The following is a 21,856-nucleotide window of genomic DNA, read 5'->3' as shown; positions in this document are numbered from 1 at the left end:
TAAGTTTATTAAATTGTAATTTTGCTTAACTTGGTGATATAAAGTAGTTTCCCATGTTTATCAGACAATATACTTAATGAATATAGCAGAACTTCTTGAGCAAATAGCAGAGAAAGGATGGTGTGTATGGGATGATTTCCTCACACCAGAGGCTGTTCAACAACTACGCGCTTGTTTTGATGGCGATGCACAGCAAGCGCGTATTGGTCGTCATGAAAATCGACTCGCAGAAACCACCATTCGAAGTGATAAAATACGTTGGTTAGAACCTGAAATGGGAACACCCGTTCAGCATTATTTAATGCAAATGGAGTCTATTCAACGTGCTGTTAACCGAGAGTTTTATTTAGGTCTTTTTGAATACGAAGCGCATTTTGCTTGTTATGAGAAAGGCGCTTTTTATAAAAAACACCTTGATGCATTTAAAGAAAATGTCACTCGCCGTTTAACGACAGTCTTGTATCTTAATGAGAATTGGACAAAAGAAGATGGCGGTGAGTTAGTTATTTATGATTTGGAAGATAATGAACTTGCGACAGTCGCTCCAAAAGGCGGACGTTTGGTCGTTTTCCTTTCAGAACAATTCCCTCATGAAGTACTTCCTACTTTTAAAGAGAGAATAAGTATTGCAGGGTGGTTTCGTGTGAATGGTGTAAGAGATAATTTTCTTGATATAGCCAGTTAACAAATACAATAAAATGCTGTTGTCATAAAGTCGTTTTTAATACTTTATTATAAAATTACTTTAAAAGATAAGTAGCATGGGATTAGGCGCGTTTCTTATATTAAGTAGAAGACTTAATAATAAGAGCGCGCTTTTTCTGTTTTAAGTGAACAAAGATAGTAAGATTAATATTAACAATAAAAGAGGCATGACGAAAAAAGTTGATTTTCTTACCATTAAAAGCACAATAACGCGAAACTTTATGGGGTAAAAATAGAATGAATGAATTTTCGATTGTTTGTCGTCTTTTAGGCACATTATTTCAACGTGAACCCAATGATCCTATCTTAGCGCCAATTATAAAAATGATTGGTGAAGGGAAACTGAGCCAATTATGGCCGTTAGAGCAAGATGAGCTATTTAACACCTTAAAAAATAGTGTTAAAGATTTGGCTATTGTTGAAGCTGATTATCAATCTCTTTTTGGTGGTGATGCGCCAGCGGTATCTGTTTATGCCCATGATTATGAAGAAATCAAAGAAGACGATATTCGTCAATTCCTAGTCACAAGAGGGATGCCAGTTACTGACAATGCAACAGACAGTTTTGGTTCTTTATTACTTGCTGCTTCATGGCTTGAAGATAATTCTGCGCAAGATGAAGTATTAGCACAAATACAATTATTTGATGAATATTTGCTGCCTTGGGCTGGAACATTTTTAGGTAAGGTTGAAGCTCATGCAACCAGTGGCTTTTATCGTACACTAGCAGGTGTTGCGCGTGGTGCATTATCAGCGTTACGCGAAGAACTCTCCGATGATGAAGAGAGCGATGAGGCAGAAGTAGAGTAATATAAATATTTCTTTGTAAAAATATTATTCATAAAAAAGGCAAACCATTAGGTTTGCCTTTGTCATTAATGACGATAAATATTTTTAATTGACCTTGGTGATTATTAAAGCTGGATCACGAATTTACCCGGTTTAACTTCAATTCCTTTAGCCAGTTTAAACGCGGCTGCTTCAGCACTGTTTTTTTCCGGATTAAGAACATAAACAGGATGATTATCAAAGTAAGTTGTGATTGTAGAATCTAAATAAGGTTTTAGTGCTACAACTACAGCATCCATTTTTTCTGGAGAAACTTTGTAGCTATCAATAGCCATTGATTTTATGTATATCGCCCCTTTATCAGCTTGATAAGAAGGTTGACCTGATAACGTAAGCTCCACTTTAGCGTTTGTCTTACCAAAGAATGAATTAATTGTTAGGTCGGTTGTACCAGAAAGATTAATTTTACCTGGCTCCGTGCGACCAATTTGAATGGAAAGATTGCTCAATTTAATATCAGCGGATACAACTTCATCTTCACCAATATGTTTCTGGAGATTTATTTTTTGACTGATATAGTCATTAATAAGGTTTTCACTCACATCAAATTGCTTGAGCTGATCACATCCTGTGACTAAGCTTGTTAATACTAATATAGCTGTTAGAAAAATTGCTTTCATAAACACTCCTTGATCATTGATAACTAAAAGTTTACCCGATCTTTAAGGAGTAAGCATGGCTGTTTCTATTTTTTTACGATTAAATTGGCGATGTAATGCATAAAGTGTTATTAAACCTACCGTTCCCAGTAAGAACCAAGGCAATTCAGGCATATCAAATTGATTGCCTAAATCATACATCCATCCACCACCGGTATAACCAATTGCACCACCAAACGCCAAACCTAATCGGCTAAAGCCCATATAACTACCACGAGCGCGAGGATCAGCAAGTGATGCACTTAATGTTTCGCGTGCAGGCTCTGCCGTAATAGTACCAAGATAAAACAAGCCAATAATCAAGAAGATGCTTTGTAATGAATGGATCATACCAATAGGGAACATGCTGATGCTCATTAAAAATAAGCCTGCCATTAAACGCTGTTCTAATTTGAAATGTTTCTCGCTCCAGCGAGCAATAGGATAAAGCAATGTTAAAGAAAGCAGCGCTTCAATGGCATACATCCATTTTACGGCAGTTGGTGTGCCCGCAATATCATTGACGATAATAGGAAACATCAACATGACTTGAACGGATAATACAAAATAGCCTGTCAGCGTTAAGACATAACTAACAAAGCGTTTATCAATAAATACCCGTTTTAATCCTTCTTTAATTGGTGTTCGGGTTGTGGATATACGGTAAGCGGGTAATAACCAAGCATTAAATAAGGCTGCGATCACAAAAACACCCGCACCAACCCAGCAAACTAAATGAAAATCATACTGTAATAACCAACTACCGATGAGAGCGCCAATAACAGCGCCAGCGCTATCTTGCATTAATAATAAAGAATAAAAACGACCGCGCTCATAAGGACGGGTTAATTTGATAACTAGCGCTGTGCGAGGTGGATCAAATAAAGTCCCACCTAATGCAGATAAAATGCAAGATAACCAAAGTATCCAAGGTTGATCTGCCATTGCCATTAAAGCAAAACCTAAAGCTCGTAATAACATGCCTGTTATTATCATTGGTTTTGCACCAAAACGGTCTGCAATAGCGCCACCAAAAATGCCAAGACCTTGTTGCACTAATTGTCGAAGCCCTAATGCAAAGCCGACAATAACACCAGCCCAACCTAATTGTTCGACGAAACGAATAGAAATAAGCGGAAAAACGACGAAAAAACCTAAGACAACTAACATATTGTCAATTAGGAGGAAGTATTTACCCAAAGTGCGGGCTTGTGTTACCAGCGCCATTACTCACCATCAATAAGCAAATAATTTAAATAAAATAGGGGGGAATGAAATAATTTATTTCTTCAGCTATTCTGTCTCTAAATGTGCATAATTCCTAGTAAATTAAAGATGATATTTTTTTATTAAGGTTAGTGGCAGAATAAGAAGAGTTGCTTCAGAATTAGACTTATTTATATCAAAGGATAATGAGATCGTAATGTTTGGTTATCGTGGCGGAATTCCTAAAATTCGTTTTGAAACACAAAGAATGGTAATTCGTTTAGCATATGAGAGAGATGCTGAAAGATTGGCTGATTATTATACATTAAATCGTCGCTTTTTAATTCCATGGGAACCCGTAAGAGATAAAACACATTATTTGCCCTCCGGTTGGGATCACCGTTTACAATATATGAACGAACTACATCGACAAGAAAGTGCTTTTCATTTTCTGCTATTAACACAAAATGAAGATGAAATTATTGGTGTTGCTAATTACAGCAATGTTATGCGTGGCGCTTTTAACGCCTGCTTCTTGGGATATTCCGTTGGTGAAAAATGGCAAGGTCAGGGCTATATGTCGGAAGCTTTAACGGAAACACTTCGCTATATGCAACGACAACAAGGAATGCATCGTATTATGGCAAATTATATGCCTCATAATTTACGCAGTGGAAACCTATTAGCTAAACATGGTTTTGAACGGGAAGGCTACGCCAAAAACTATCTACAAATTAATCAAGAGTGGCGAGATCACGTATTAACTGCATTAACAACGCGAACATATTTTAAACGTTAACAATTCCAAACAGCCTCTAATTGCCGACATTGGTTAGGATTAGTGCTATCAATATTAAAAGCATTCAATTTAATTAGTATTGAAATTTTTGCTGAAGCATCGCGTAATGCGAGCATTCACGAGATTTTTATTGAAAATGAAAGAAACAACAAACAGCGTTTGATTGCGATGCTGAAAAACGGTATTAAAAAAGGGCAGATAGATTCAGCACTGGAGCCAGAGAAAATTGCAACATGGTTGCTAGTTATCGCAGAGGGTTCTATGGGAAGAAGTATTATCGATCCTAAATTTAATGAGAGTGAGGATCACGTTATGTTGGAAGCGATGTTGAGAAAAATGCTTACAAGCCATAAGTAGCTATTTTTTAATCGCTTTGGTTAGTCGAAGATAAGCAGAGTCAGCATATTCTTAACTAATTGAAGATTGATTTTTCGATGTTAGAGACGGAGTATAGTCCCTTTCTTTTTATTCCATTCAACAAAAATTAGAATAACTTTATGAATTTACTTAAATCACTTGCTGCAGTGAGTTCTATGACCTTATTTTCACGGGTACTAGGATTTATTCGCGATGCAATTATTGCGCGTATTTTTGGTGCAGGTATGGCAACAGATGCCTTTTTTGTTGCTTTTAAATTGCCAAACTTATTGCGGCGTATTTTTGCAGAAGGGGCATTTTCTCAAGCATTTGTTCCGATCTTGGCAGAATATAAAAATCAGCAAGGTGAGGAAGCAACGCGTACTTTTATTGCTTACGTTTCGGGTATGCTGACGCTTATTTTAGCCGTGGTCACCGTGATTGGCATTATAGCTGCGCCTTGGGTGATTTATGTTACAGCGCCAGGTTTTAGTAGTTCACCTGATAAATTCCAATTAACAACTGATCTATTACGGATCACCTTTCCTTATATTTTTCTTATTTCACTGGCTTCATTGACAGGCTCTATTTTAAATACTTGGAATCGCTTTTCAGTACCCGCTTTTGCACCAACGCTGCTCAATGTCAGCATGATCTTTTTCGCTTTAGTGGTCGCACCTTATTGTAATCCTCCTATTATGGCATTAGCGTGGGCGGTTGTTGCTGGGGGAATATTACAACTTGGTTATCAATTACCGCATTTGAAAAAAATCGGTATGCTGGTTTTGCCGCGTATTTCATTTAAAAATAGCGGTGTTTGGCGTGTGATGAAACTGATGGGACCTGCAATTTTAGGGGTTTCGGTTAGCCAAATATCGTTAATTATCAACACTATTTTTGCTTCCTTCTTAGTTTCTGGTTCAGTTTCTTGGATGTATTATGCCGACCGTTTGATGGAATTACCGACAGGGGTATTAGGCGTTGCATTAGGTACAATTTTACTTCCTTCCTTATCGAAGAGTTTTGCCAGTGGCAATACTGAAGAATATAGAAAATTAATGGATTGGGGATTAAGACTGTGCTTTTTATTAGCACTGCCTTGTACTATTGGTTTAGCGGTATTATCTGGACCTTTAACTGCGTCTTTGTTCCAGTATGGTAATTTTAATGCTCATGATGCACTGATGACGCAACAAGCGCTAATCGCTTACTGTGTTGGGTTAATGGGGCTGATTATCATAAAAATCTTAGCACCGGGTTTTTATTCTCGTCAGGATATTAAAACGCCCGTAAAAATTGCTATTGCGACATTAATTCTCACACAATTAATGAACCTTGCATTTATTGGTAGTTTAAAACATGTAGGTCTTGCGCTCTCAATCGGTATTGCGGCGTGTTTTAATGCCTCGATGTTGTTTTGGCAGATCCGCAAGAAAAATATCTATAAGCCTTTAGCTGGCTGGCCTGTATTCTTATTAAAACTTGTTATTGCGCTTGCTGTAATGGGCGCTGTATTAGCTGGAATGTTGTGGATCATGCCAAGTTGGGATAGCGGCAATATGTTAATGCGTATCTTACGCTTGTTGTTAGTTGTCGTAGCCGGAGCAGGAAGTTATTTTGTTGCGCTGTATGCGCTAGGGTTTAGACCTCGTCATTTCTCACTACGTGCTTTATAACTGATAACACGAACTCCTCGTTTTTGTATAAAAGCGAGGAGTTGCAAAATTCACAATGCTTTTATCAATGTAATTCTCTTCATTTAGAACCTTCCTCTATTTTTAGACTATTTATAATGCTACATAGATCACACTTTTAGTATTTAGTTACGCAGATCTGTATATTCTTAGAAAGAGAAAAAAGTGAGAAAACAGCAAAAATATTTTTTCTCACTATTTTTTTTATTAAATTTTTTTTCCATTTTCTAAATGATTTATACAGTTTTTCGGCATCGGAAAGTGTTTTGTAATGGATATTAATAAATTTATCTAAACATTAATCATATCGAATATCTTTAGACAATTTGTTTACCCGTAGTGGGATTCTACATAAAGTAAAAAAATAGACACTATATTCTAAGTACTTACGGTTTGACGAATTATCTTTTTTTAGATAAACTCTCTTGTGTTGGATAGGTTTAAAAATTGACACATCTGTTAAATATTTCTTACTTAATGATGAGATATTGCAAATATTTCAAAATATTGCAGTATATTTTAAAACATTTGATTTTTTTGATTTAAGACATATTATTATTTCTGTATTCAGGTAGATTAACCGTGACTGTAAAGTTATTTGCTTGTTATCGTTCAGTACTACTGAAAGTGATCATATCTATTTTGTCTGCGCTTCAAATAGGTAACACGATTGCTGGGGATAAGCAGTAAACAATAAGTCGCGTGAATAGTGAAATTAACGCTAAATCTATTATTAATAGATAATTAGATTACTGAGAATTCAGTATGGTACACTAATTGTTATTTTCATTTATCCGCCGTTGTTTTCTGTTTTCCCTCTCTTTTCTATTCCTTCTCAATATTTCTTATTTTTTTCATTAATAGCTCAATAACTCAAATATTTCTCTATTTATTCGTTATACTCAAAGCAGTTATAAATCATTAGATATTTCTAGTTTAAAGACTACTTAATAATCACTTCGTGATTTTTGGTAAAAATAAAAATAAGAGTGTCAAGGAGCTACTATGAAAAAAGCAATTATCATTTCTGTATCATTAGCTACGTTATTTCTTGCAGGTTGTACTGCCGACGGAAAAATTAATACCTCAAAACTTACCCCAGTTAACTGTGTTGGCGTATTCGATAAAACTAATGAGAAGCTTGCTTTCACAGCGAAAGACGTTAATGACCGCTTATACAGCCCTAGTAAGCCAATAGACAGTGTCGATGGTTGGATTGAGGCAAAAGATATTAGAGGACTATTGTGTCAGGATGTTATAACTGCTAATGAAGATTAATGATTAAGTAGCATTGGAAATTTAATTGAGTCATTGTTTGAAGTTTTTTTTTAGCTATCTTGAATTAAAATTTAACGCATAATAAAAAACCGATGGTTTATACCATCGGTTTTTTTTGTCACTGCTATTTGAAAATAGAAATGAATTACATTCTATCTACTGTTTCAATACCTAAAGTATCTAAACCTTGTTTTAAGGTTCTCGCGGTTAAACGAGCCAGTTTTAGACGGCTTTGGCGAGTGTTTTCATCTTCAGCAGATAAGATAGGGCAGTTTTCATAAAAGCCGGAGAAAGCTTGCGCCAGATCGTAAAGGTAAGCACACATAACGTGAGGCGTTCCTTCACGAGAAACTTGCATAATTGTCTCATCAAATTGGACTAAACGTAATGCAAGTTGTCTTTCATGAGATTGGGTTAGTGTGATAGGTTGCGTTAACGCATTTTCATCAATTTCTGCACGTTTGAAGATGGAAGCAACGCGAGTATAAGCATATTGCATATAAGGCGCAGTGTTACCTTCGAAACTTAACATTAGATCCCAATCAAAGATGTAATCTGTTGTACGGTTTTTAGATAAATCAGCGTATTTAACAGCTCCAATACCCACAACGCGAGCAACGTTATTTAATTCGTCTTTATCCATATCTGGATTTTTTTCAGCAATTAATGTACGCGCTCTTTCTTGAGCTTCATCCAGTAAGTCGGTTAAACGAATGGTGCCGCCAGAACGAGTTTTAAACGGACGACCATCTTTACCTAACATCATACCGAACATATGGTGTTCAAGTGACATTGAATCAGGGATGTAGCCTGCTTTACGAACAATCGTCCAAGCTTGCATTAAATGCTGGTGCTGACGAGAGTCGATATAATAAAGTACACGATCAGCATGTAATGTTTCGTGACGGTATTTTGCACAAGCAATATCTGTCGTTGTATATAGGTAGCCACCGTCTTTTTTCTGAACGATAACACCCATAGGTTCGCCTTCCTTGTTTTTATATTCATCAAGGAAAACAACTGTTGCACCATCACTTTCTACTGCAAGACCTTTTGCTTTTAAATCGGCAACAATACCAGCCAACATTGGGTTATAAAGACTTTCACCCATAATGTCATCTTCGGTTAATGTGACGTTAAGACGTTGATAAGTCACTTGGTTTTGTTGCATGGTGATATTAACTAATTTACGCCACATTGTACGGCAGTATTCATCACCACTTTGTAATTTTACAACGTAATTACGGGCGCGTTCTGCGAATACTTCATCTTCATCATAGTGTTTTTTCGCTTCACGATAGAACTCTTCGAGATCAGATAACGCCATATCAGCGGCATTTTCATTCTGTTTTTTCTCTAAATACGCAATTAACATACCAAATTGCGTACCCCAATCACCAAGGTGATTAGCACGAACAACATTATGACCTAAGAAAGATAAAGTACGCGCACTTGCATCACCAATAATGGTTGAGCGTAAGTGACCTACGTGCATCTGTTTTGCAACGTTCGGAGATGAATAGTCGATAACAATAGTTTGAGGTTCAACAGGAGTTACATTTAGATGTTCATCTGCTAATGCATCTTCAGCTTGTTTTGCAACCCATTGTGGAGATAAAAAGATATTGATAAAACCCGGACCTGCGATTTCAACTTTATCTGCAACATCCGTAATATCGAGCTTTTCTAGGATCTTTTCTGCGAGTTGTCGGGGTGGGATCCCCATTTTTTTTGCAGCTCCCATGACACCATTTGCCTGATAGTCACCAAATTGTACTTTGGCTGACTGACGGACAAGAGGTTCGCTATCAGCGGGTGCGCCAGCAGCACACATTGCCACACTGATTTTTTCTGAAAGAAAAGCCTGAATATTCACCGGGTTACCTTAAATTATTGAGAAAATAAAACCTGACGACAAAAGTCTGACAGGTTTCTTATAAAGAATTAGGATTAACCTTGAATTTATAACATATTCCGGCTAGAACATGCTACCATCTCGGGCTTATCTTTAAGGTTTTTTCTCTGTTTTTTCATTAAGGTTATTCAAAATGGTGTTATTTTCTTCAATTTCTCAATTAAATGATTTAACTCACGAGCTTTCTTTGTTTGAAGAAAATATGACGTCATTTGCTGATAGTTTGGGCATAGATTTATCCGTCTATCGCACTGATCATGTGTCGTTACGTTGTCACGATTTGGCATTAGCGGAGCAGTGGCGAACAGGATTAAGCCAGTGTGGAAAGTGTATTTCTGATAATGTGATTAATGGACGCCCAATATATCTATTTCAATTAGAAACACCGTTAACTATTCTGAATCAATCTGTTTTTATTGTTGAATTGCCTTTTCCTACGAATAAAAAATATGAATACCAAGGTTGGGAGCATATTGAGCAAGTGATCTCCGTCGAACCCGCTTTTCTCGTGAATAAAGTGATGTCTTTTTTACCCGAAACGTTACCAGAGAGTGTTAGCTTAAAAATCAGCGAACCTAAAGGTGAGAAAGAGCGTTTACCTAATCCAACGGTGGCTATTTCTAATGGAAAAGTCACTGTGAAGTATCATCCTTATTCGTTACTTGAAATCGTTGAAAGTGAGTGTTGAACGACACTTTCAGAAAATAGTTTGCTTGTGTCAGCACAAAATTCTGATAGCAGAATTGAATGAATTACAAGATTCGACAACTATTGTTAGTAATCGCTGAGAAATGATATTTATTTTCTGATTACTTTCTATATTAAGGATGGAGAGGGATGATATGACTACATTGGAGATTTGTTGTTTTGGCGCTGAATGCGCGTTGGTAGCAGAACGAGCTGGTGCAGACAGAATAGAGCTGTGTACAAGTCCGGCAGAAGGCGGTATTACGCCAAGTTTTGGAATGCTACGACAAGTCAGAGATCTGGTTCGTATTCCCGTTCATCCTATCGTTCGTCCGCGTGGTGGCGATTTTTGTTATACACAAGCTGATTTTTCAGCAATGAAAAATGATATTAGTTTGATCCGTGATATGGGATTTTCAGGGGCCGTTGTTGGTCTTTTAAATGAAGAAGGGCATATTGATTTGCCTAAAATGGAAATTCTAATGGAGCTTGCAGGTCCCTTAGCTATTACTTTTCATCGTGCTTTTGATATGTGCATTAATCCATTATTAGCGCTAGAACAACTGACTCAGCTAGGTGTTTCTCGTATTTTAACCTCAGGGCAGCAGGCGAATGCAGAATTAGGTTTGCCATTATTACGAACGTTAAATGAAAAAACACAAGGCCCTATCATTATGGCTGGCGCAGGTGTAAGACTGAGTAATATCCAAAAATTCCTAGATGCAGGATTAAAAGAAATACACAGTTCAGCAGGAAAAGTGGCACCTTCAACCATGATTTATCGCAAAGCGGGTGTAACGATGAGCTCTGACAGTGAGATTGATGAATTTACGCATTATTGCGTGGATGAAGATACTGTTGAAGCAATGAAAGATATTATGAGTATTCATGCGCCATTAGCATCTTGATTGAAACAGATTAAATCGTTTAGAACTGCGCCTTTTATGGCGCAGTTTTTTTATATCATTGTGTCTAATAACAGCGTATGTGTAATACCGCAGCGTTCAACAAAAGCGTCATCATGCGAAACCAGTAATAATGTACCTTGATATTCAACAAGTAGATTTTCCAATAGTTGTTTAGATTCGATATCAAGGTGATTATCTGGCTCATCAAGTAATAATACGGCAGGTGGTTTTGGGCTATGTGTTAAAGCTAATAACGTTGCTTTTAATTGTTCGCCGCCACTGAGTTTTTCAAGTGGTAGTAAAGATTTATCACCTCTAATTCTCAACATTCCAAGACGTGTTCGCCATTGCTCGACAGAAATCGCAGATTGATATTGGTGTAGTGCCTGTGCAACCGGCAATGTTTTATCAAGTAAAGCAATATGTTGATCGAGATAGCAATAGTCTTTGTTAAGACGAAATTCACCAGAAAGGGGCGCAAATTGTTCAATTAAACATTTTAATAATGTTGATTTTCCACAGCCATTTTTACCTTTAATATGCCAATGTTCATTGCCATAAGCTGAAAATGAAATAGGGTGTTGGTAACCATAAGGAAGTTGAAGATTATTAACAAATACATTTAAACGACGCCCGTCACTTTGATAATTCAATACCATTTTCTGCTGATGAACGTGTGCTTTTTCTTCATCGACACCTTGTTTTTGAGATTGCATATCATCGATTACGCGCTGATGCCGTTTTGCTACGGCAGATTGGCGTTGTTCTGCTCTGTTTTTTTGCATATCCAGTAAAAGTAGGCACTGAGAGCCACTTTGCCTAATTGATTCGCCTTGCCGTTTCCGTTGTGCCGCTTTTTGTAATGTTGCTTGTTGCTGGCGTTTCTCATTTTTAATTTGGCTGTTTAGTCGATCACTTGCGGCTTCCAATGATGTTATTTCCGCACTTTTTTGTGCTTCATATAACGTATAATTTCCGCCATATTCAGATAAGCCTTTCTCACTTAATTCAAGAATAGTATCAGCATACGAGAGCAAGTTTCGATTGTGACTAACAATAAGAGAGCCAGCTTTGTGCTGAGCTAATTGTTTTATTAGCCATTGTCGCCCTTGATAATCAAGATGGTTATCTGGCTCATCTAACAGCAGAAAACTCTCTTCGCATAAAAAAGCGCGACAAAGAGCCAAACGTGTTTGTTCTCCGCCACTTAGATGCGCAATAGGGGTATCTAATGCGACGGGAAGTTGCGCCGAATCTAATAAATTCTGCCACATGACAGGAAGTTGCCATTTGCCATCAAGTAACTCAATATCTTCTAAGGTGGCAATACCGTCATCAACACGTTGGAATGCTTGATAAATTTCATGAATATCTAACGCTTGAGCAAGTGTATCGCCTTGTAATCGCGTTAATTGATCAACGTGAACAAAAGGCATATTCCAGTTAACTTGACCTGAAGTTGGTAATATTTTTTGTGCTAATAATCTTAATAGTACGGATTTCCCTTTACCGTTGTGGCCAATTAATGCATTTTGCTGGCAAGCCAGTGAGCGAGTTAATGGCGGAAAAAGAGCTTCTTGATTAAATTCGATATTAAGTTGTGAGAAGTGACAGGCTATTGTCATAGTAAGACCTCCTAAGCGAAATAGGTGGCAGACAGCCGAGATCTTTTTTAGATGCGACGAAATAAATTATTGTCTGCCAGTAACAGAAAATGAATACCGAAAAGGTATTTGAGAAATTTTCTGGCAGAATTTAGTTCATCGTAGGGAAGTGCCTTCTTAGAAAGAGAAATAATTGGAGTGATAACGCGCGTATTTAAACATGAATAAAGATGAACAACAAGTGTTCTATTTTAGAATTATTGTTCTGTATTTATTTTGCTTGTTTTAGTTTTTGTATTACACGCGGATAAATAGAGGAGACGCTATTTATCGTAATAAAAACTAAAGGAATACCATAGAATAATGTGCCGTAAGCCATACCAACATGTGGAACATTAAAATAATCGCTATGCTGTGGAATTAAATAAAGATAGTCAATTTTATTTAAATATTGAGGTGTTAATCCACCATAAGGAACTAAGAACTTAAAAATCATGACAGAAAAAAGGCAGAGCATAAAATTTAAAACTAATAGCGCAGAATAAAATAAATTCTTCCCCATTTCTTCTTTAGTTTTTACTTGGTAACCATTGATAATTCGATTAGCAACAATCACAGCATAGAGCCAAAGGATCAAGTTTTCATCACCCATAATCATACTATTGATAATCAGTGCAAATATTCCATAAAAGGGAATAAGAGCAAAAACAAGTTTAGTACGAGCAAATGCAGCCATAAAAACACCTGAATGCACGAGAATAAACTCAAATAAAAATAAAACGGTGAGATTATAAATTGTTTGAACTGAGAAATGTTCAGGAAACCACCAAACGGTAATAATAAAAGCGATATATAAAAGTTGTGTGGCATAGTCAAATAATGAAAAAAAGAGTTGTACCCCTCGTTGTAATGGCGTTAGTGGGAGGTATTTTGCTGATGTGGTTTCTACAAAGGATGAAAAAATAGGATCATCATATTGCAGACGCTTATTCTTTTTCTTTTGCAAAAGAGCGTGTTGTTTTTTTTGTGTTATTTCTTTTTGAGTAGCAACTTTGCTCTTTGGTGTTTTTGCCATAAATTTCTTTAATTGTTTATCTGCAAATAAGGGGGCATACAGGGTGTCTTTAATAAAAACCAAGATGAATATTATGAAAGAAAGGGATATTAAATAACTTGATATCCCTTTAGAACTCAATAAAAAATTAAGGCTTGGTTGCAATTAATATCGCACGTTTAGGCGCAGGATAACCTTCAACAGTTTTTGTTTTATCATCAGCATCTAAAAATGCATCTAAAGAATCCGTGACCATCCAATCTGTTTTACGTTGTTCTTCTAAAGAAGTGACGTTTTCATCAACAATACGCACATCTTTAAAACCACATTTTTCTAGCCAAACCTTTAGCATTTTTGCCGATGGAATAAAGTACACGTTACGCATTTGTGCATAACGTTCACCAGGGATCAGGCATTGAAATTCATCACCTTCAACAACCAGGCTTTCTAACACTAATTCGCCACCAGAAACTAATTGGTTTTTTAATTGCCATAAATGATCAAGTGGTGAACGGCGATGGTAAAGGACGCCCATTGAGAATACGGTATCGAAGGCATTTAATTCAGGCATTTGCTCAATACCAACAGGAATTAAATGTGCGCGTTGGTCATTACCTAATAATTTTCTGACGGCTTCAAATTGGCATAAGAAAAGTTGAGTAGGGTCGATCCCTACAACAAATTCTGCGCCTTCACCTAACATTCGCCACATGTGATAGCCACTACCACAACCCACATCTAATACTAAACGACCTTCAAGCGGTGAAAGATGAGGTAAAACACGATCCCATTTCCAATCAGAGCGCCATTCTGTATCGATATTGACGCCATAAAGTGAAAAGGGACCTTTACGCCACGGCATTAAATTTTTTAAAACGTTGCTTAATCCCAGTTGTTCGCCTGCGCTTAATGCTGGAGTGTGCTGAGCAATCACACCATTTTTCAAATCAATCTCAGTAGGCGTAATTTCGGGCAAACCATCGAGCATTCTTTCCCAAGAAGAAAAGTGACCGTGTAACGCATTTGAACGCCATTCTGACAATTGAGCCGGTAATGTATCTAACCAATGAAATAAGCGCTCATCTTGCGCAATAAGTTGATAAAAAGAGCCAAAATTAATCATTAATTATTGCCTTTAATCGCTAAAAGAGAGCCGAAATTAAAACATTGGAACCAAACTTCCGCATGTGGGAAACCTGCATTATGTAAGCGAGTTTTATGCGTTTCAACAGAATCGGTCAACATAACATTTTCTAACATGCTACGTTTTTGGCTAATTTCTAATTCGCTGTAACCGTTAGCACGTTTGAAATCATGGTGCATATTAAACAGTAACTCGCCAATTTCTTTATCTTCAAAACTGAATTTTTCAGAAAGTACGAGCACACCACCCGGATTAAGACCTTGGTAAATTCGATTTAATAATGTTTGTCGATCATGAGGTTCTAAAAATTGTAAGGTGAAATTGAGCACAACCATTGAAGCGTTGTTGATTTCAATATCAAGAATATCACCTTCAATAATATCAACAGGTGTATCTGCTTTATAAGCATCAATATGGCGCTGACAGCGTTCTACCATGGCGGGTGAGTTATCAACACCAATAATTTTGCAGCCAGTAGCATCAATATTACGACGCATGGAAAGGGTTGCTGCACCTAAAGAACAGCCTAAATCATAGACTTGGCTATTGGGTGTAACGAAGCGACCTGCAAGCATACCAATCATGGAGATGATATTAGAGTAACCTGGTACTGAGCGTTTTATCATATCAGGAAACACTTCAGCGACTTTTTCATCAAAGCGCCAGTCACCAAGGTTAGCAATAGGTGTCGCAAATAAGCTGTCTTGTTGTGATGATTTTGAATTCGACATAACTAAAATAGGTTTAAGGAATAAAAGAAGCAAGCATTCTACCAGAAGCGACGGTGCTCACAAAGTTGCATTATTTAGAAAGAAATTGGAAAAAATAAATAAACCTTTCTGATACCTTGCCGTTATTAGACACAACAGCAAGGATGTCGGTTTTGATCATGGATGATCATGTTATTCCCGCGAGGACTTAGTAATAAAAGGAAAAGATTTGTATCCAAGGAAGGAAATAAATATTAGCAATGATCATCAATACCATTGATAAGTAAGTGGCTGCCATGCCTGAACGACGCCAGCGAAGTTCACGGTGTTTTAATCCATAAGAGTGTAAAAAGCGACCAGCGATTAAAATTGAGCCACAGATGTGTACCATCCAAACAAAAGCACCATTCATTTCCATGACCAGTAATAAGATCATGGAAATTGGAATATATTCTACCGCATTGCCATGAACACGGATGGCTGTTTGTAATTCATAAAAGCCACCATCGCCATAAGCAACCCGATATTGTGTTCTGAGTTTTACGACATTGAGGGACAATTTAATCAATAATAGTGCGCCCAGTACGATGTAAAGCGAGCTAACCATCTTTTCTCCATTGCCAAAGCCAAAAAACGGCGAATTTAATGATAAACCTCAAAGCGACTTCTGTCGCTATAAATAATTATTATTAATTAATTGTTTGGGGATTAGCAAATCCTTGAAAAGATGTATCATATAAACTAGGTCTATACTCTTATCTCCAGGAAGAATTTTCGTTATAATGTCTGCCTTTTTTTTGACACTACTCGAAAAAGACTATTGCCAAAATTTCCGCAGCAGAAAGCACAACAAGCTGAGTAAAAGGATATTGTATGCGTACTAATTATTGTGGGCAGTTGAATAGCGCCCATGTGGGCCAAAAAGTGACTCTTTGTGGTTGGGTTAACCGTCGCCGTGACTTAGGTGGACTTATCTTTATTGATATGCGAGATCGCGAAGGTATTGTTCAAGTCTTCTTTGACCCAGAGCAGAAAGAGGCATTTTCTCAGGCTTCAGAACTGCGTAATGAATTTTGTATTCAAGTCACAGGAACAGTACGCGCTCGTCCTGATAGCCAAGTTAATAAAAATATGGCAACAGGTGAAATTGAGTTAGCGGCAGAATCTCTGTCTATATTTAACCGTTCAGAGCCATTACCGTTAGATAGCAATCAAACAAATACTGAAGAGCGTCGTTTAACATATCGTTATTTAGACCTGCGTCGCCCTGAAATGTCAGATCGCTTAAAAACCCGTGCTAAAATCACAAGCTTTGTTCGCCGTTTTATGGATGGTGAAGGTTTCCTTGATGTTGAAACCCCTATGCTGACCAAAGCGACACCAGAAGGTGCGCGTGACTATTTAGTACCAAGTCGTGTACATAAAGGTAAATTCTACGCATTACCTCAATCACCACAGCTTTTTAAACAGCTGTTAATGATGTCTGGTTTTGATCGTTACTATCAAATCGTAAAATGCTTCCGCGATGAAGACTTACGTGCTGACCGTCAGCCTGAATTTACCCAGATCGATGTTGAAACCTCTTTCATGAGTGCAGACCAAGTGCGCGAAGTGATGGAGCGTATGATCCATGCATTATGGTTAGATATTCTTAATGTTGATTTAGGTGCGTTCCCAGTAATGACTTTTGCTGAAGCAATGCGTCGTTATGGTTCAGACAAACCAGATTTACGTAACCCAATGGAACTTAAAGACATCGCTGATTTAGTCAAAGATGTTGAGTTTAGCGTATTTGCACAAGCTGCTAACGATGAAAAATGTCGTGTTATCGCATTGAGTGTACCGGGTGGTGCAGCATTAACCCGTAAAAATATTGATGAATATACACAGTTTGTTGGTATTTACGGTGCTAAAGGTCTTGCGTGGATGAAAGTCAACGAAAGCGCGAAAGGCATTGAAGGTGTACAAAGCCCTATCGCTAAGTTCCTGACTAACGATGTTGTTAACGCTATTTTGGAAACAACAGGCGCAACAGATGGCGATTTAATCTTCTTTGGTGCGGGTCGTAAAGGCACAATGAGTGATGCGATGGGCGCTCTGCGTCTAAAAGTAGGTCGTGATCTTGAACTGACTGATTTAAATGCATGGAAACCATTGTGGGTCATCGACTTCCCAATGTTTGAAGAAGATGAAGAAACCGGTAGCTTAAGTGCGATGCACCATCCATTTACTTCACCAAAAGACTTATCACCAGCTGAATTGACTGCACATCCAGTCGGTGCTGTGGCAAATGCTTATGATATGGTTATTAATGGTTATGAAGTGGGCGGTGGCTCGGTGCGTATTCACCGTAATGAAATGCAACAAGCAGTATTTAGCATTTTAGGTATTACACCGAATGAGCAACAAGAGAAATTTGGTTTCTTATTAGATGCACTTAAATTTGGTACTCCACCACATGCAGGTTTAGCATTTGGTTTAGACCGTTTAGTTATGTTGTTAACAGGTACTGATAACATCCGTGATGTTATTGCTTTCCCTAAAACAACAGCTGCTGCGTGTTTAATGACTAATGCACCAAGCTTTGCTAATGAAGATTCTTTAAAAGAGTTAGCAATTGCAGTAACTCAAAAAGAAGTTAGCGAAGATAAAGAGTAAATGATGAAATATAAGCGCCCGGTATCCGTTTTAGTTGTTATTTATGCAAAAGAGACCAAACGGGTGCTTATGCTAAAGCGTCGAGATGATCCTGATTTCTGGCAATCTGTGACAGGCAGTTTAGAAGAGGGTGAGACGCCTTTTCAAACGGCGTTGCGTGAAGTGCAAGAAGAAGTTGGAATTGATATCATAAAAGAAAATCTGAAGCTGGTGGATTGTCATCGCTCAATTCTTTTTGAAATTTTTGCACATTTTCGGCATCGTTATGCACCAGATGTTACTCATTGTCAGGAACATTGGTTTACGTTAGCACTACCCGCAGAGCGAGATCTTGTGCTAACTGAGCATTCGCAATACCAATGGTTAGACGCGAAACTGGCGGTAAAATTAACAAAATCCGCCAGTAATCAGCAAGCGATTGAAGAATTTGTTATTTAATGATTAGACCACGTTTGGAGATATTTCATGGCAGGTCATAGTAAATGGGCCAATACAAAACACCGTAAAGCAGCGCAAGATGCGAAACGCGGTAAAATTTTCACTAAAATCATCCGTGAATTAGTTACAGCAGCACGTTTAGGTGGTGGTGATCCTGCAACTAACCCACGTTTACGTGCGGCAGTTGATAAAGCATTATCGAACAACATGACTCGTGACACTTTAAATCGTGCAATTGCACGAGGTGTGGGTAATGATGAAAACGATAATATGGAAACCATCATTTATGAAGGCTATGGTCCTGCGGGTACTGCGGTGATGGTTGAATGCTTAAGTGATAATCGTAACCGTACTGTTTCCGATGTTCGCCATGCATTTACCAAAACAGGTGGTAATTTAGGAACAGATGGTTCTGTATCTTATCTGTTTACCAAAAAAGGTGTCATTTCCTACGCACCGGGTGTTGACGAAGATGCCATTATGGAAGCTGCGTTAGAAGCTGGTGCTGACGACGTTGAAACTTTTGATGATGGTGCTATTGATGTTTACACCACACCAGAATCTTTTGGTGAAGTAAAAGATGCAATGGATGCAGCAGGTTTTGTTGCTGAATCAGCAGAAGTTTCAATGATCCCATCAACTAAAGCAGAATTAGATATTGAAACTGCACCAAAATTAATGCGTCTTATCGATATGTTAGAAGACAGTGATGACGTGCAAGAAGTCTATCACAACGGTGATATCTCTGATGAAGTTGCAAAACAACTGGAAGATATCCTGTAATCGTTCTAACGATTATCGAAAATAACGGTGTTTAATACTGTTATTAAAAGTGCGAAGAGAAGAGCAGAGCAGATTTTTTTGCTCTTTTCTCTCGCCATCGACCATATCGGCAACAGGAATTGATATGGCTATCATTCTAGGTATAGACCCCGGCTCGCGTGTTACAGGCTATGGTGTAATTCGACAGCAAGGGCGTCAGCTTATCTATTTGGGAAGCGGTTGTATTCGTACACAAGTTCCCGATCTCCCCAATCGACTTAAGCGTATTTATGCTGGTGTTAGCGAAATTATTACTCAATTTTCGCCGGATGTGTTTGCCGTTGAACAAGTGTTTATGGCTAAAAATGCTGACTCTGCATTAAAACTGGGGCAAGCGCGAGGTGTTGCGATACTCGCCGCAGTAAACAATGATTTACCTGTTTTTGAATATGCAGCTCGCCAAGTTAAACAGACCGTTGTGGGCACGGGCGCTGCTGAAAAAAGCCAAGTACAACATATGGTGCGCTCAATACTAAAATTATCTGCGGCACCACAATCAGATGCTGCTGATGCCTTGGCGATTGCTATCACGCATTGTCATTTTAACCAAAATTTATTACGTGTGGGCGATCCTCGATTAGTGTTAACACGAGGCAGGTTAAGATAAGTTGTTATCTTGGTAAATGTGTTTGGTTTTTTACAGGCTGGATATACGTCCAGCTTTTTTTATGTTATAAACTTGACGTAATTATATTTGCGGAGGCGTTAGGGTGATAGGTCGTATCAGAGGAATTATTCTTGAAAAACAGCCACCAGTGGTGCTGATCGAGGCAGGTAATGGTGTGGGTTATGAAATCAATATGCCAATGACCTGTTTTTATGAATTGCCTGATATTGGTCAAGAAGCCATTATCTACACGCAATTTATCGTACGTGAAGATGCGCAATTACTTTATGGTTTTAACCAAAAACAAGAGCGCGCACTTTTTCGTGAATTAATTAAAGTGAATGGTGTGGGACCTAAACTTGCATTAGCCATTCTATCTGGCATGTCTGCTCGCCAATTTGTCACCGCGATTGAAAATGAATCTATCACTTCACTAGTGAAATTACCGGGTGTAGGTAAGAAAACGGCGGAGCGTTTAGTGGTTGAAATGAAAGATCGCTTTAAAGGTCTTAATGGTGATTTATTCGAAAATAATGATATCGAGTTACCAGAAAGTACTTCACCTAAAGCACCAAAAGCGGCAGATATTGAAGCCGAAGCCTCTGCGGCATTAATCGCATTAGGCTATAAACCACAAGAAGCTGCAAAAATGATCAGCAAAGTGGCAAAACTGGGTACAGATAGCGAGACACTTATCAAAGAAGCGTTGCGCGCGGCTATTTAGGAGTAACACATTGTGATTGAAGCAGATCGCCTGATTTCAGCAGAAATTCAACAACCTGAAGAAGAAATTATTGATAGGGCGATCCGTCCTAAATCTCTTGCCGAATATGTTGGGCAACCGCAAGTTCGAGAACAAATGGAGATTTTTATTCAGGCGGCTAAATTGCGTCATGATGCGCTCGATCATCTGCTTATCTTTGGACCTCCCGGATTAGGTAAAACCACATTAGCAAATATCATTGCTAATGAAATGGGGGTTAATTTACGTACCACATCAGGCCCTGTACTTGAAAAAGCCGGTGATTTAGCCGCTATGCTAACTAACCTAGAGCCTCATGACGTATTATTTATTGATGAAATTCATCGTCTTTCACCTGTTGTTGAAGAAATCCTTTATCCGGCAATGGAAGATTATCAACTTGATATTATGATTGGTGAAGGACCTGCGGCTCGTTCAATTAAAATTGACCTCCCTCCATTTACCTTAGTGGGTGCAACCACAAGAGCTGGCTCTTTAACATCGCCATTGCGCGACCGTTTTGGTATTGTTCAACGTCTTGAGTTTTATAATGTTGACGATCTTCAACATATTGTTTCTCGTAGTGCCAGTTTTATGGGATTAGAGATGACAGATGAAGGCGCTCGTCAAATTGCGATGCGTTCACGAGGTACACCGCGTATTACTAACCGATTATTGCGCCGTGTGAGAGACTTTGCCCAAGTAAAAGGCAATGGTGCCATTGATGAAGAGATTGCATCTAAAGCGCTTGATATGTTGAATGTGGATGCAGCAGGTTTTGATTATTTAGATCGCAAACTTCTTTTTGCCATCATTGATAAATTTATGGGTGGCCCTGTCGGATTAGATAACCTTGCGGCAGCTATTGGTGAAGAGCGTGAAACCATAGAAGATGTATTAGAGCCTTATTTAATTCAGCAAGGTTTTATTCAGCGTACACCACGGGGCCGTGTTGCCACTAATCATGCCTATCGTCATTTTAATCGAATTATGGAAGATTAGTTTCCTTACAATAACCCGATAATGGATCATAAAAATAAC

22 protein-coding genes are annotated in these 21,856 nt (G+C 38.1%); 14 read left to right on the top strand and 8 right to left on the bottom strand.

Features of this window, described 5'->3' with window-relative positions:
* Positions 1 to 76 precede the first annotated feature (76 nt).
* Together BTA34_RS08470 and BTA34_RS08465 are read left to right on the top strand one after the other, a co-directional pair.
* On the top strand, positions 77 to 685 hold the full coding sequence (locus BTA34_RS08470) for a 2OG-Fe(II) oxygenase (RefSeq protein WP_151435275.1): 609 nt from the start codon (positions 77 to 79) through the stop codon (positions 683 to 685).
* A gap of 257 nt (positions 686 to 942) precedes the next feature.
* On the top strand, positions 943 to 1,515 hold the full coding sequence (locus BTA34_RS08465) for a TorD/DmsD family molecular chaperone (protein ID WP_151435274.1): 573 nt from the start codon (positions 943 to 945) through the stop codon (positions 1,513 to 1,515).
* Between the two features lie 104 nt (positions 1,516 to 1,619).
* Here the strand turns inward: BTA34_RS08465 and BTA34_RS08460 are convergent, their stop codons facing one another.
* Together BTA34_RS08460 and mdtH are read right to left on the bottom strand one after the other, a co-directional pair.
* A complete protein-coding gene (locus BTA34_RS08460) occupies positions 1,620 to 2,174 on the bottom strand; it encodes a lipoprotein (RefSeq protein WP_151435273.1) in 555 nt (184 codons plus the stop codon).
* Positions 2,175 to 2,216: 42 nt separating this feature from the next.
* Positions 2,217 to 3,419, bottom strand: coding sequence for a multidrug efflux MFS transporter MdtH (mdtH, locus tag BTA34_RS08455; RefSeq protein ID WP_151435272.1), 1,203 nt, complete (start codon positions 3,417 to 3,419; stop codon positions 2,217 to 2,219).
* Between the two features lie 196 nt (positions 3,420 to 3,615).
* On the opposite strand from mdtH, the gene rimJ reads away from it, so the two are divergent.
* The 4 genes from rimJ to BTA34_RS08435 all read left to right on the top strand — a co-directional run bounded on the left by rimJ (position 3,616) and on the right by BTA34_RS08435 (position 7,526).
* Positions 3,616 to 4,197, top strand: coding sequence for a ribosomal protein S5-alanine N-acetyltransferase (gene rimJ / locus BTA34_RS08450; protein WP_151435271.1), 582 nt, complete (start codon positions 3,616 to 3,618; stop codon positions 4,195 to 4,197).
* A gap of 42 nt (positions 4,198 to 4,239) precedes the next feature.
* On the top strand, positions 4,240 to 4,554 hold the full coding sequence (locus BTA34_RS08445) for a hypothetical protein (RefSeq protein ID WP_151435270.1): 315 nt from the start codon (positions 4,240 to 4,242) through the stop codon (positions 4,552 to 4,554).
* A 140-nt stretch (positions 4,555 to 4,694) separates the two neighbouring features.
* The gene (murJ, locus tag BTA34_RS08440; RefSeq protein WP_151435269.1) at positions 4,695 to 6,230 is read left to right on the top strand and encodes a murein biosynthesis integral membrane protein MurJ; all 1,536 of its coding nucleotides are present in this window, start codon (positions 4,695 to 4,697) and stop codon (positions 6,228 to 6,230) included.
* Between the two features lie 1,023 nt (positions 6,231 to 7,253).
* The gene (locus tag BTA34_RS08435) at positions 7,254 to 7,526 is read left to right on the top strand and encodes a hypothetical protein (protein WP_151435268.1); all 273 of its coding nucleotides are present in this window, start codon (positions 7,254 to 7,256) and stop codon (positions 7,524 to 7,526) included.
* A 145-nt stretch (positions 7,527 to 7,671) separates the two neighbouring features.
* Here the strand turns inward: BTA34_RS08435 and argS are convergent, their stop codons facing one another.
* Positions 7,672 to 9,402 (bottom strand): arginine--tRNA ligase, encoded by a 1,731-nt coding sequence (argS, locus tag BTA34_RS08430; RefSeq protein ID WP_151435267.1) that lies wholly within the window; start codon positions 9,400 to 9,402, stop codon positions 7,672 to 7,674.
* Between the two features lie 172 nt (positions 9,403 to 9,574).
* On the opposite strand from argS, the gene BTA34_RS08425 reads away from it, so the two are divergent.
* Both BTA34_RS08425 and cutC read left to right on the top strand, forming a co-directional pair.
* Positions 9,575 to 10,129: a VOC family protein gene (locus BTA34_RS08425; RefSeq protein ID WP_151435266.1), complete on the top strand. Its 555-nt coding sequence runs from the start codon at positions 9,575 to 9,577 to the stop codon at positions 10,127 to 10,129.
* Positions 10,130 to 10,283: 154 nt separating this feature from the next.
* Positions 10,284 to 11,036, top strand: a complete 753-nt coding sequence (gene cutC, locus BTA34_RS08420; protein WP_151435265.1) for a copper homeostasis protein CutC — start codon at positions 10,284 to 10,286, stop codon at positions 11,034 to 11,036.
* A 50-nt stretch (positions 11,037 to 11,086) separates the two neighbouring features.
* On the opposite strand, the gene BTA34_RS08415 is transcribed toward cutC, so the two are convergent.
* The 5 genes from BTA34_RS08415 to BTA34_RS08395 form a co-directional block, all read right to left on the bottom strand.
* On the bottom strand, positions 11,087 to 12,661 hold the full coding sequence (locus BTA34_RS08415; RefSeq protein ID WP_151435264.1) for an ATP-binding cassette domain-containing protein: 1,575 nt from the start codon (positions 12,659 to 12,661) through the stop codon (positions 11,087 to 11,089).
* A gap of 250 nt (positions 12,662 to 12,911) precedes the next feature.
* Positions 12,912 to 13,715 carry a hypothetical protein gene (locus BTA34_RS08410; RefSeq protein ID WP_151435263.1) on the bottom strand — a complete coding sequence of 268 codons (804 nt, stop codon included), beginning with the start codon at positions 13,713 to 13,715 and terminating at the stop codon, positions 12,912 to 12,914.
* A gap of 127 nt (positions 13,716 to 13,842) precedes the next feature.
* Positions 13,843 to 14,817 carry a tRNA 5-methoxyuridine(34)/uridine 5-oxyacetic acid(34) synthase CmoB gene (gene cmoB, locus BTA34_RS08405; protein ID WP_151435262.1) on the bottom strand — a complete coding sequence of 325 codons (975 nt, stop codon included), beginning with the start codon at positions 14,815 to 14,817 and terminating at the stop codon, positions 13,843 to 13,845.
* Positions 14,817 to 15,569, bottom strand: a complete 753-nt coding sequence (cmoA, locus tag BTA34_RS08400) for a carboxy-S-adenosyl-L-methionine synthase CmoA (RefSeq protein ID WP_151435261.1) — start codon at positions 15,567 to 15,569, stop codon at positions 14,817 to 14,819. The genes cmoB and cmoA overlap by 1 nt, the downstream gene beginning before the upstream one ends.
* 187 nt (positions 15,570 to 15,756) lie before the next feature.
* Positions 15,757 to 16,155 (bottom strand): MAPEG family protein, encoded by a 399-nt coding sequence (locus BTA34_RS08395; RefSeq protein ID WP_023582071.1) that lies wholly within the window; start codon positions 16,153 to 16,155, stop codon positions 15,757 to 15,759.
* Positions 16,156 to 16,421: 266 nt separating this feature from the next.
* On the opposite strand from BTA34_RS08395, the gene aspS reads away from it, so the two are divergent.
* The 6 genes from aspS to ruvB all read left to right on the top strand — a co-directional run bounded on the left by aspS (position 16,422) and on the right by ruvB (position 21,817).
* Positions 16,422 to 18,206, top strand: a complete 1,785-nt coding sequence (gene aspS / locus BTA34_RS08390) for an aspartate--tRNA ligase (RefSeq protein ID WP_151435260.1) — start codon at positions 16,422 to 16,424, stop codon at positions 18,204 to 18,206.
* Positions 18,207 to 18,209: 3 nt separating this feature from the next.
* Positions 18,210 to 18,644 carry a dihydroneopterin triphosphate diphosphatase gene (gene nudB, locus BTA34_RS08385; protein ID WP_265576308.1) on the top strand — a complete coding sequence of 145 codons (435 nt, stop codon included), beginning with the start codon at positions 18,210 to 18,212 and terminating at the stop codon, positions 18,642 to 18,644.
* 27 nt (positions 18,645 to 18,671) lie between these two features.
* A complete protein-coding gene (locus BTA34_RS08380; RefSeq protein ID WP_098942656.1) occupies positions 18,672 to 19,427 on the top strand; it encodes a YebC/PmpR family DNA-binding transcriptional regulator in 756 nt (251 codons plus the stop codon).
* Between the two features lie 124 nt (positions 19,428 to 19,551).
* Positions 19,552 to 20,073, top strand: a complete 522-nt coding sequence (ruvC, locus tag BTA34_RS08375; RefSeq protein WP_006536599.1) for a crossover junction endodeoxyribonuclease RuvC — start codon at positions 19,552 to 19,554, stop codon at positions 20,071 to 20,073.
* A 103-nt stretch (positions 20,074 to 20,176) separates the two neighbouring features.
* Positions 20,177 to 20,797, top strand: coding sequence for a Holliday junction branch migration protein RuvA (gene ruvA / locus BTA34_RS08370; RefSeq protein ID WP_069369076.1), 621 nt, complete (start codon positions 20,177 to 20,179; stop codon positions 20,795 to 20,797).
* A gap of 12 nt (positions 20,798 to 20,809) precedes the next feature.
* A complete protein-coding gene (gene ruvB / locus BTA34_RS08365) occupies positions 20,810 to 21,817 on the top strand; it encodes a Holliday junction branch migration DNA helicase RuvB (RefSeq protein WP_099075472.1) in 1,008 nt (335 codons plus the stop codon).
* Positions 21,818 to 21,856: the final 39 nt, after the last annotated feature.

The organism is Proteus sp. CD3, assembly GCF_008808075.1.
Lineage (GTDB): Bacteria > Pseudomonadota > Gammaproteobacteria > Enterobacterales > Enterobacteriaceae > Proteus > Proteus appendicitidis.
Note: the sequence above shows the minus strand (reverse complement) of the source record. Positions and strands in the feature narration are given on the sequence as shown.

Coding starts and splice junctions, on each gene's coding strand:
- BTA34_RS08380 (WP_098942656.1), top strand. CDS start 18,672: ATGGCAGGTCATAGTAAATGGGCCAATACAAAACACCGTAAAGCAGCG.
- BTA34_RS08470 (WP_151435275.1), top strand. CDS start 77: ATGAATATAGCAGAACTTCTTGAGCAAATAGCAGAGAAAGGATGGTGT.
- BTA34_RS08465 (WP_151435274.1), top strand. CDS start 943: ATGAATGAATTTTCGATTGTTTGTCGTCTTTTAGGCACATTATTTCAA.
- BTA34_RS08410 (WP_151435263.1), bottom strand. CDS start 13,715: ATGGCAAAAACACCAAAGAGCAAAGTTGCTACTCAAAAAGAAATAACA.
- BTA34_RS08425 (WP_151435266.1), top strand. CDS start 9,575: ATGGTGTTATTTTCTTCAATTTCTCAATTAAATGATTTAACTCACGAG.
- murJ (WP_151435269.1), top strand. CDS start 4,695: ATGAATTTACTTAAATCACTTGCTGCAGTGAGTTCTATGACCTTATTT.
- mdtH (WP_151435272.1), bottom strand. CDS start 3,419: ATGGCGCTGGTAACACAAGCCCGCACTTTGGGTAAATACTTCCTCCTA.
- cmoA (WP_151435261.1), bottom strand. CDS start 15,569: ATGTCGAATTCAAAATCATCACAACAAGACAGCTTATTTGCGACACCT.
- BTA34_RS08460 (WP_151435273.1), bottom strand. CDS start 2,174: ATGAAAGCAATTTTTCTAACAGCTATATTAGTATTAACAAGCTTAGTC.
- cutC (WP_151435265.1), top strand. CDS start 10,284: ATGACTACATTGGAGATTTGTTGTTTTGGCGCTGAATGCGCGTTGGTA.
- nudB (WP_265576308.1), top strand. CDS start 18,210: ATGAAATATAAGCGCCCGGTATCCGTTTTAGTTGTTATTTATGCAAAA.
- BTA34_RS08435 (WP_151435268.1), top strand. CDS start 7,254: ATGAAAAAAGCAATTATCATTTCTGTATCATTAGCTACGTTATTTCTT.
- aspS (WP_151435260.1), top strand. CDS start 16,422: ATGCGTACTAATTATTGTGGGCAGTTGAATAGCGCCCATGTGGGCCAA.
- ruvC (WP_006536599.1), top strand. CDS start 19,552: ATGGCTATCATTCTAGGTATAGACCCCGGCTCGCGTGTTACAGGCTAT.
- BTA34_RS08415 (WP_151435264.1), bottom strand. CDS start 12,661: ATGACAATAGCCTGTCACTTCTCACAACTTAATATCGAATTTAATCAA.
- cmoB (WP_151435262.1), bottom strand. CDS start 14,817: ATGATTAATTTTGGCTCTTTTTATCAACTTATTGCGCAAGATGAGCGC.
- rimJ (WP_151435271.1), top strand. CDS start 3,616: ATGTTTGGTTATCGTGGCGGAATTCCTAAAATTCGTTTTGAAACACAA.
- BTA34_RS08395 (WP_023582071.1), bottom strand. CDS start 16,155: ATGGTTAGCTCGCTTTACATCGTACTGGGCGCACTATTATTGATTAAA.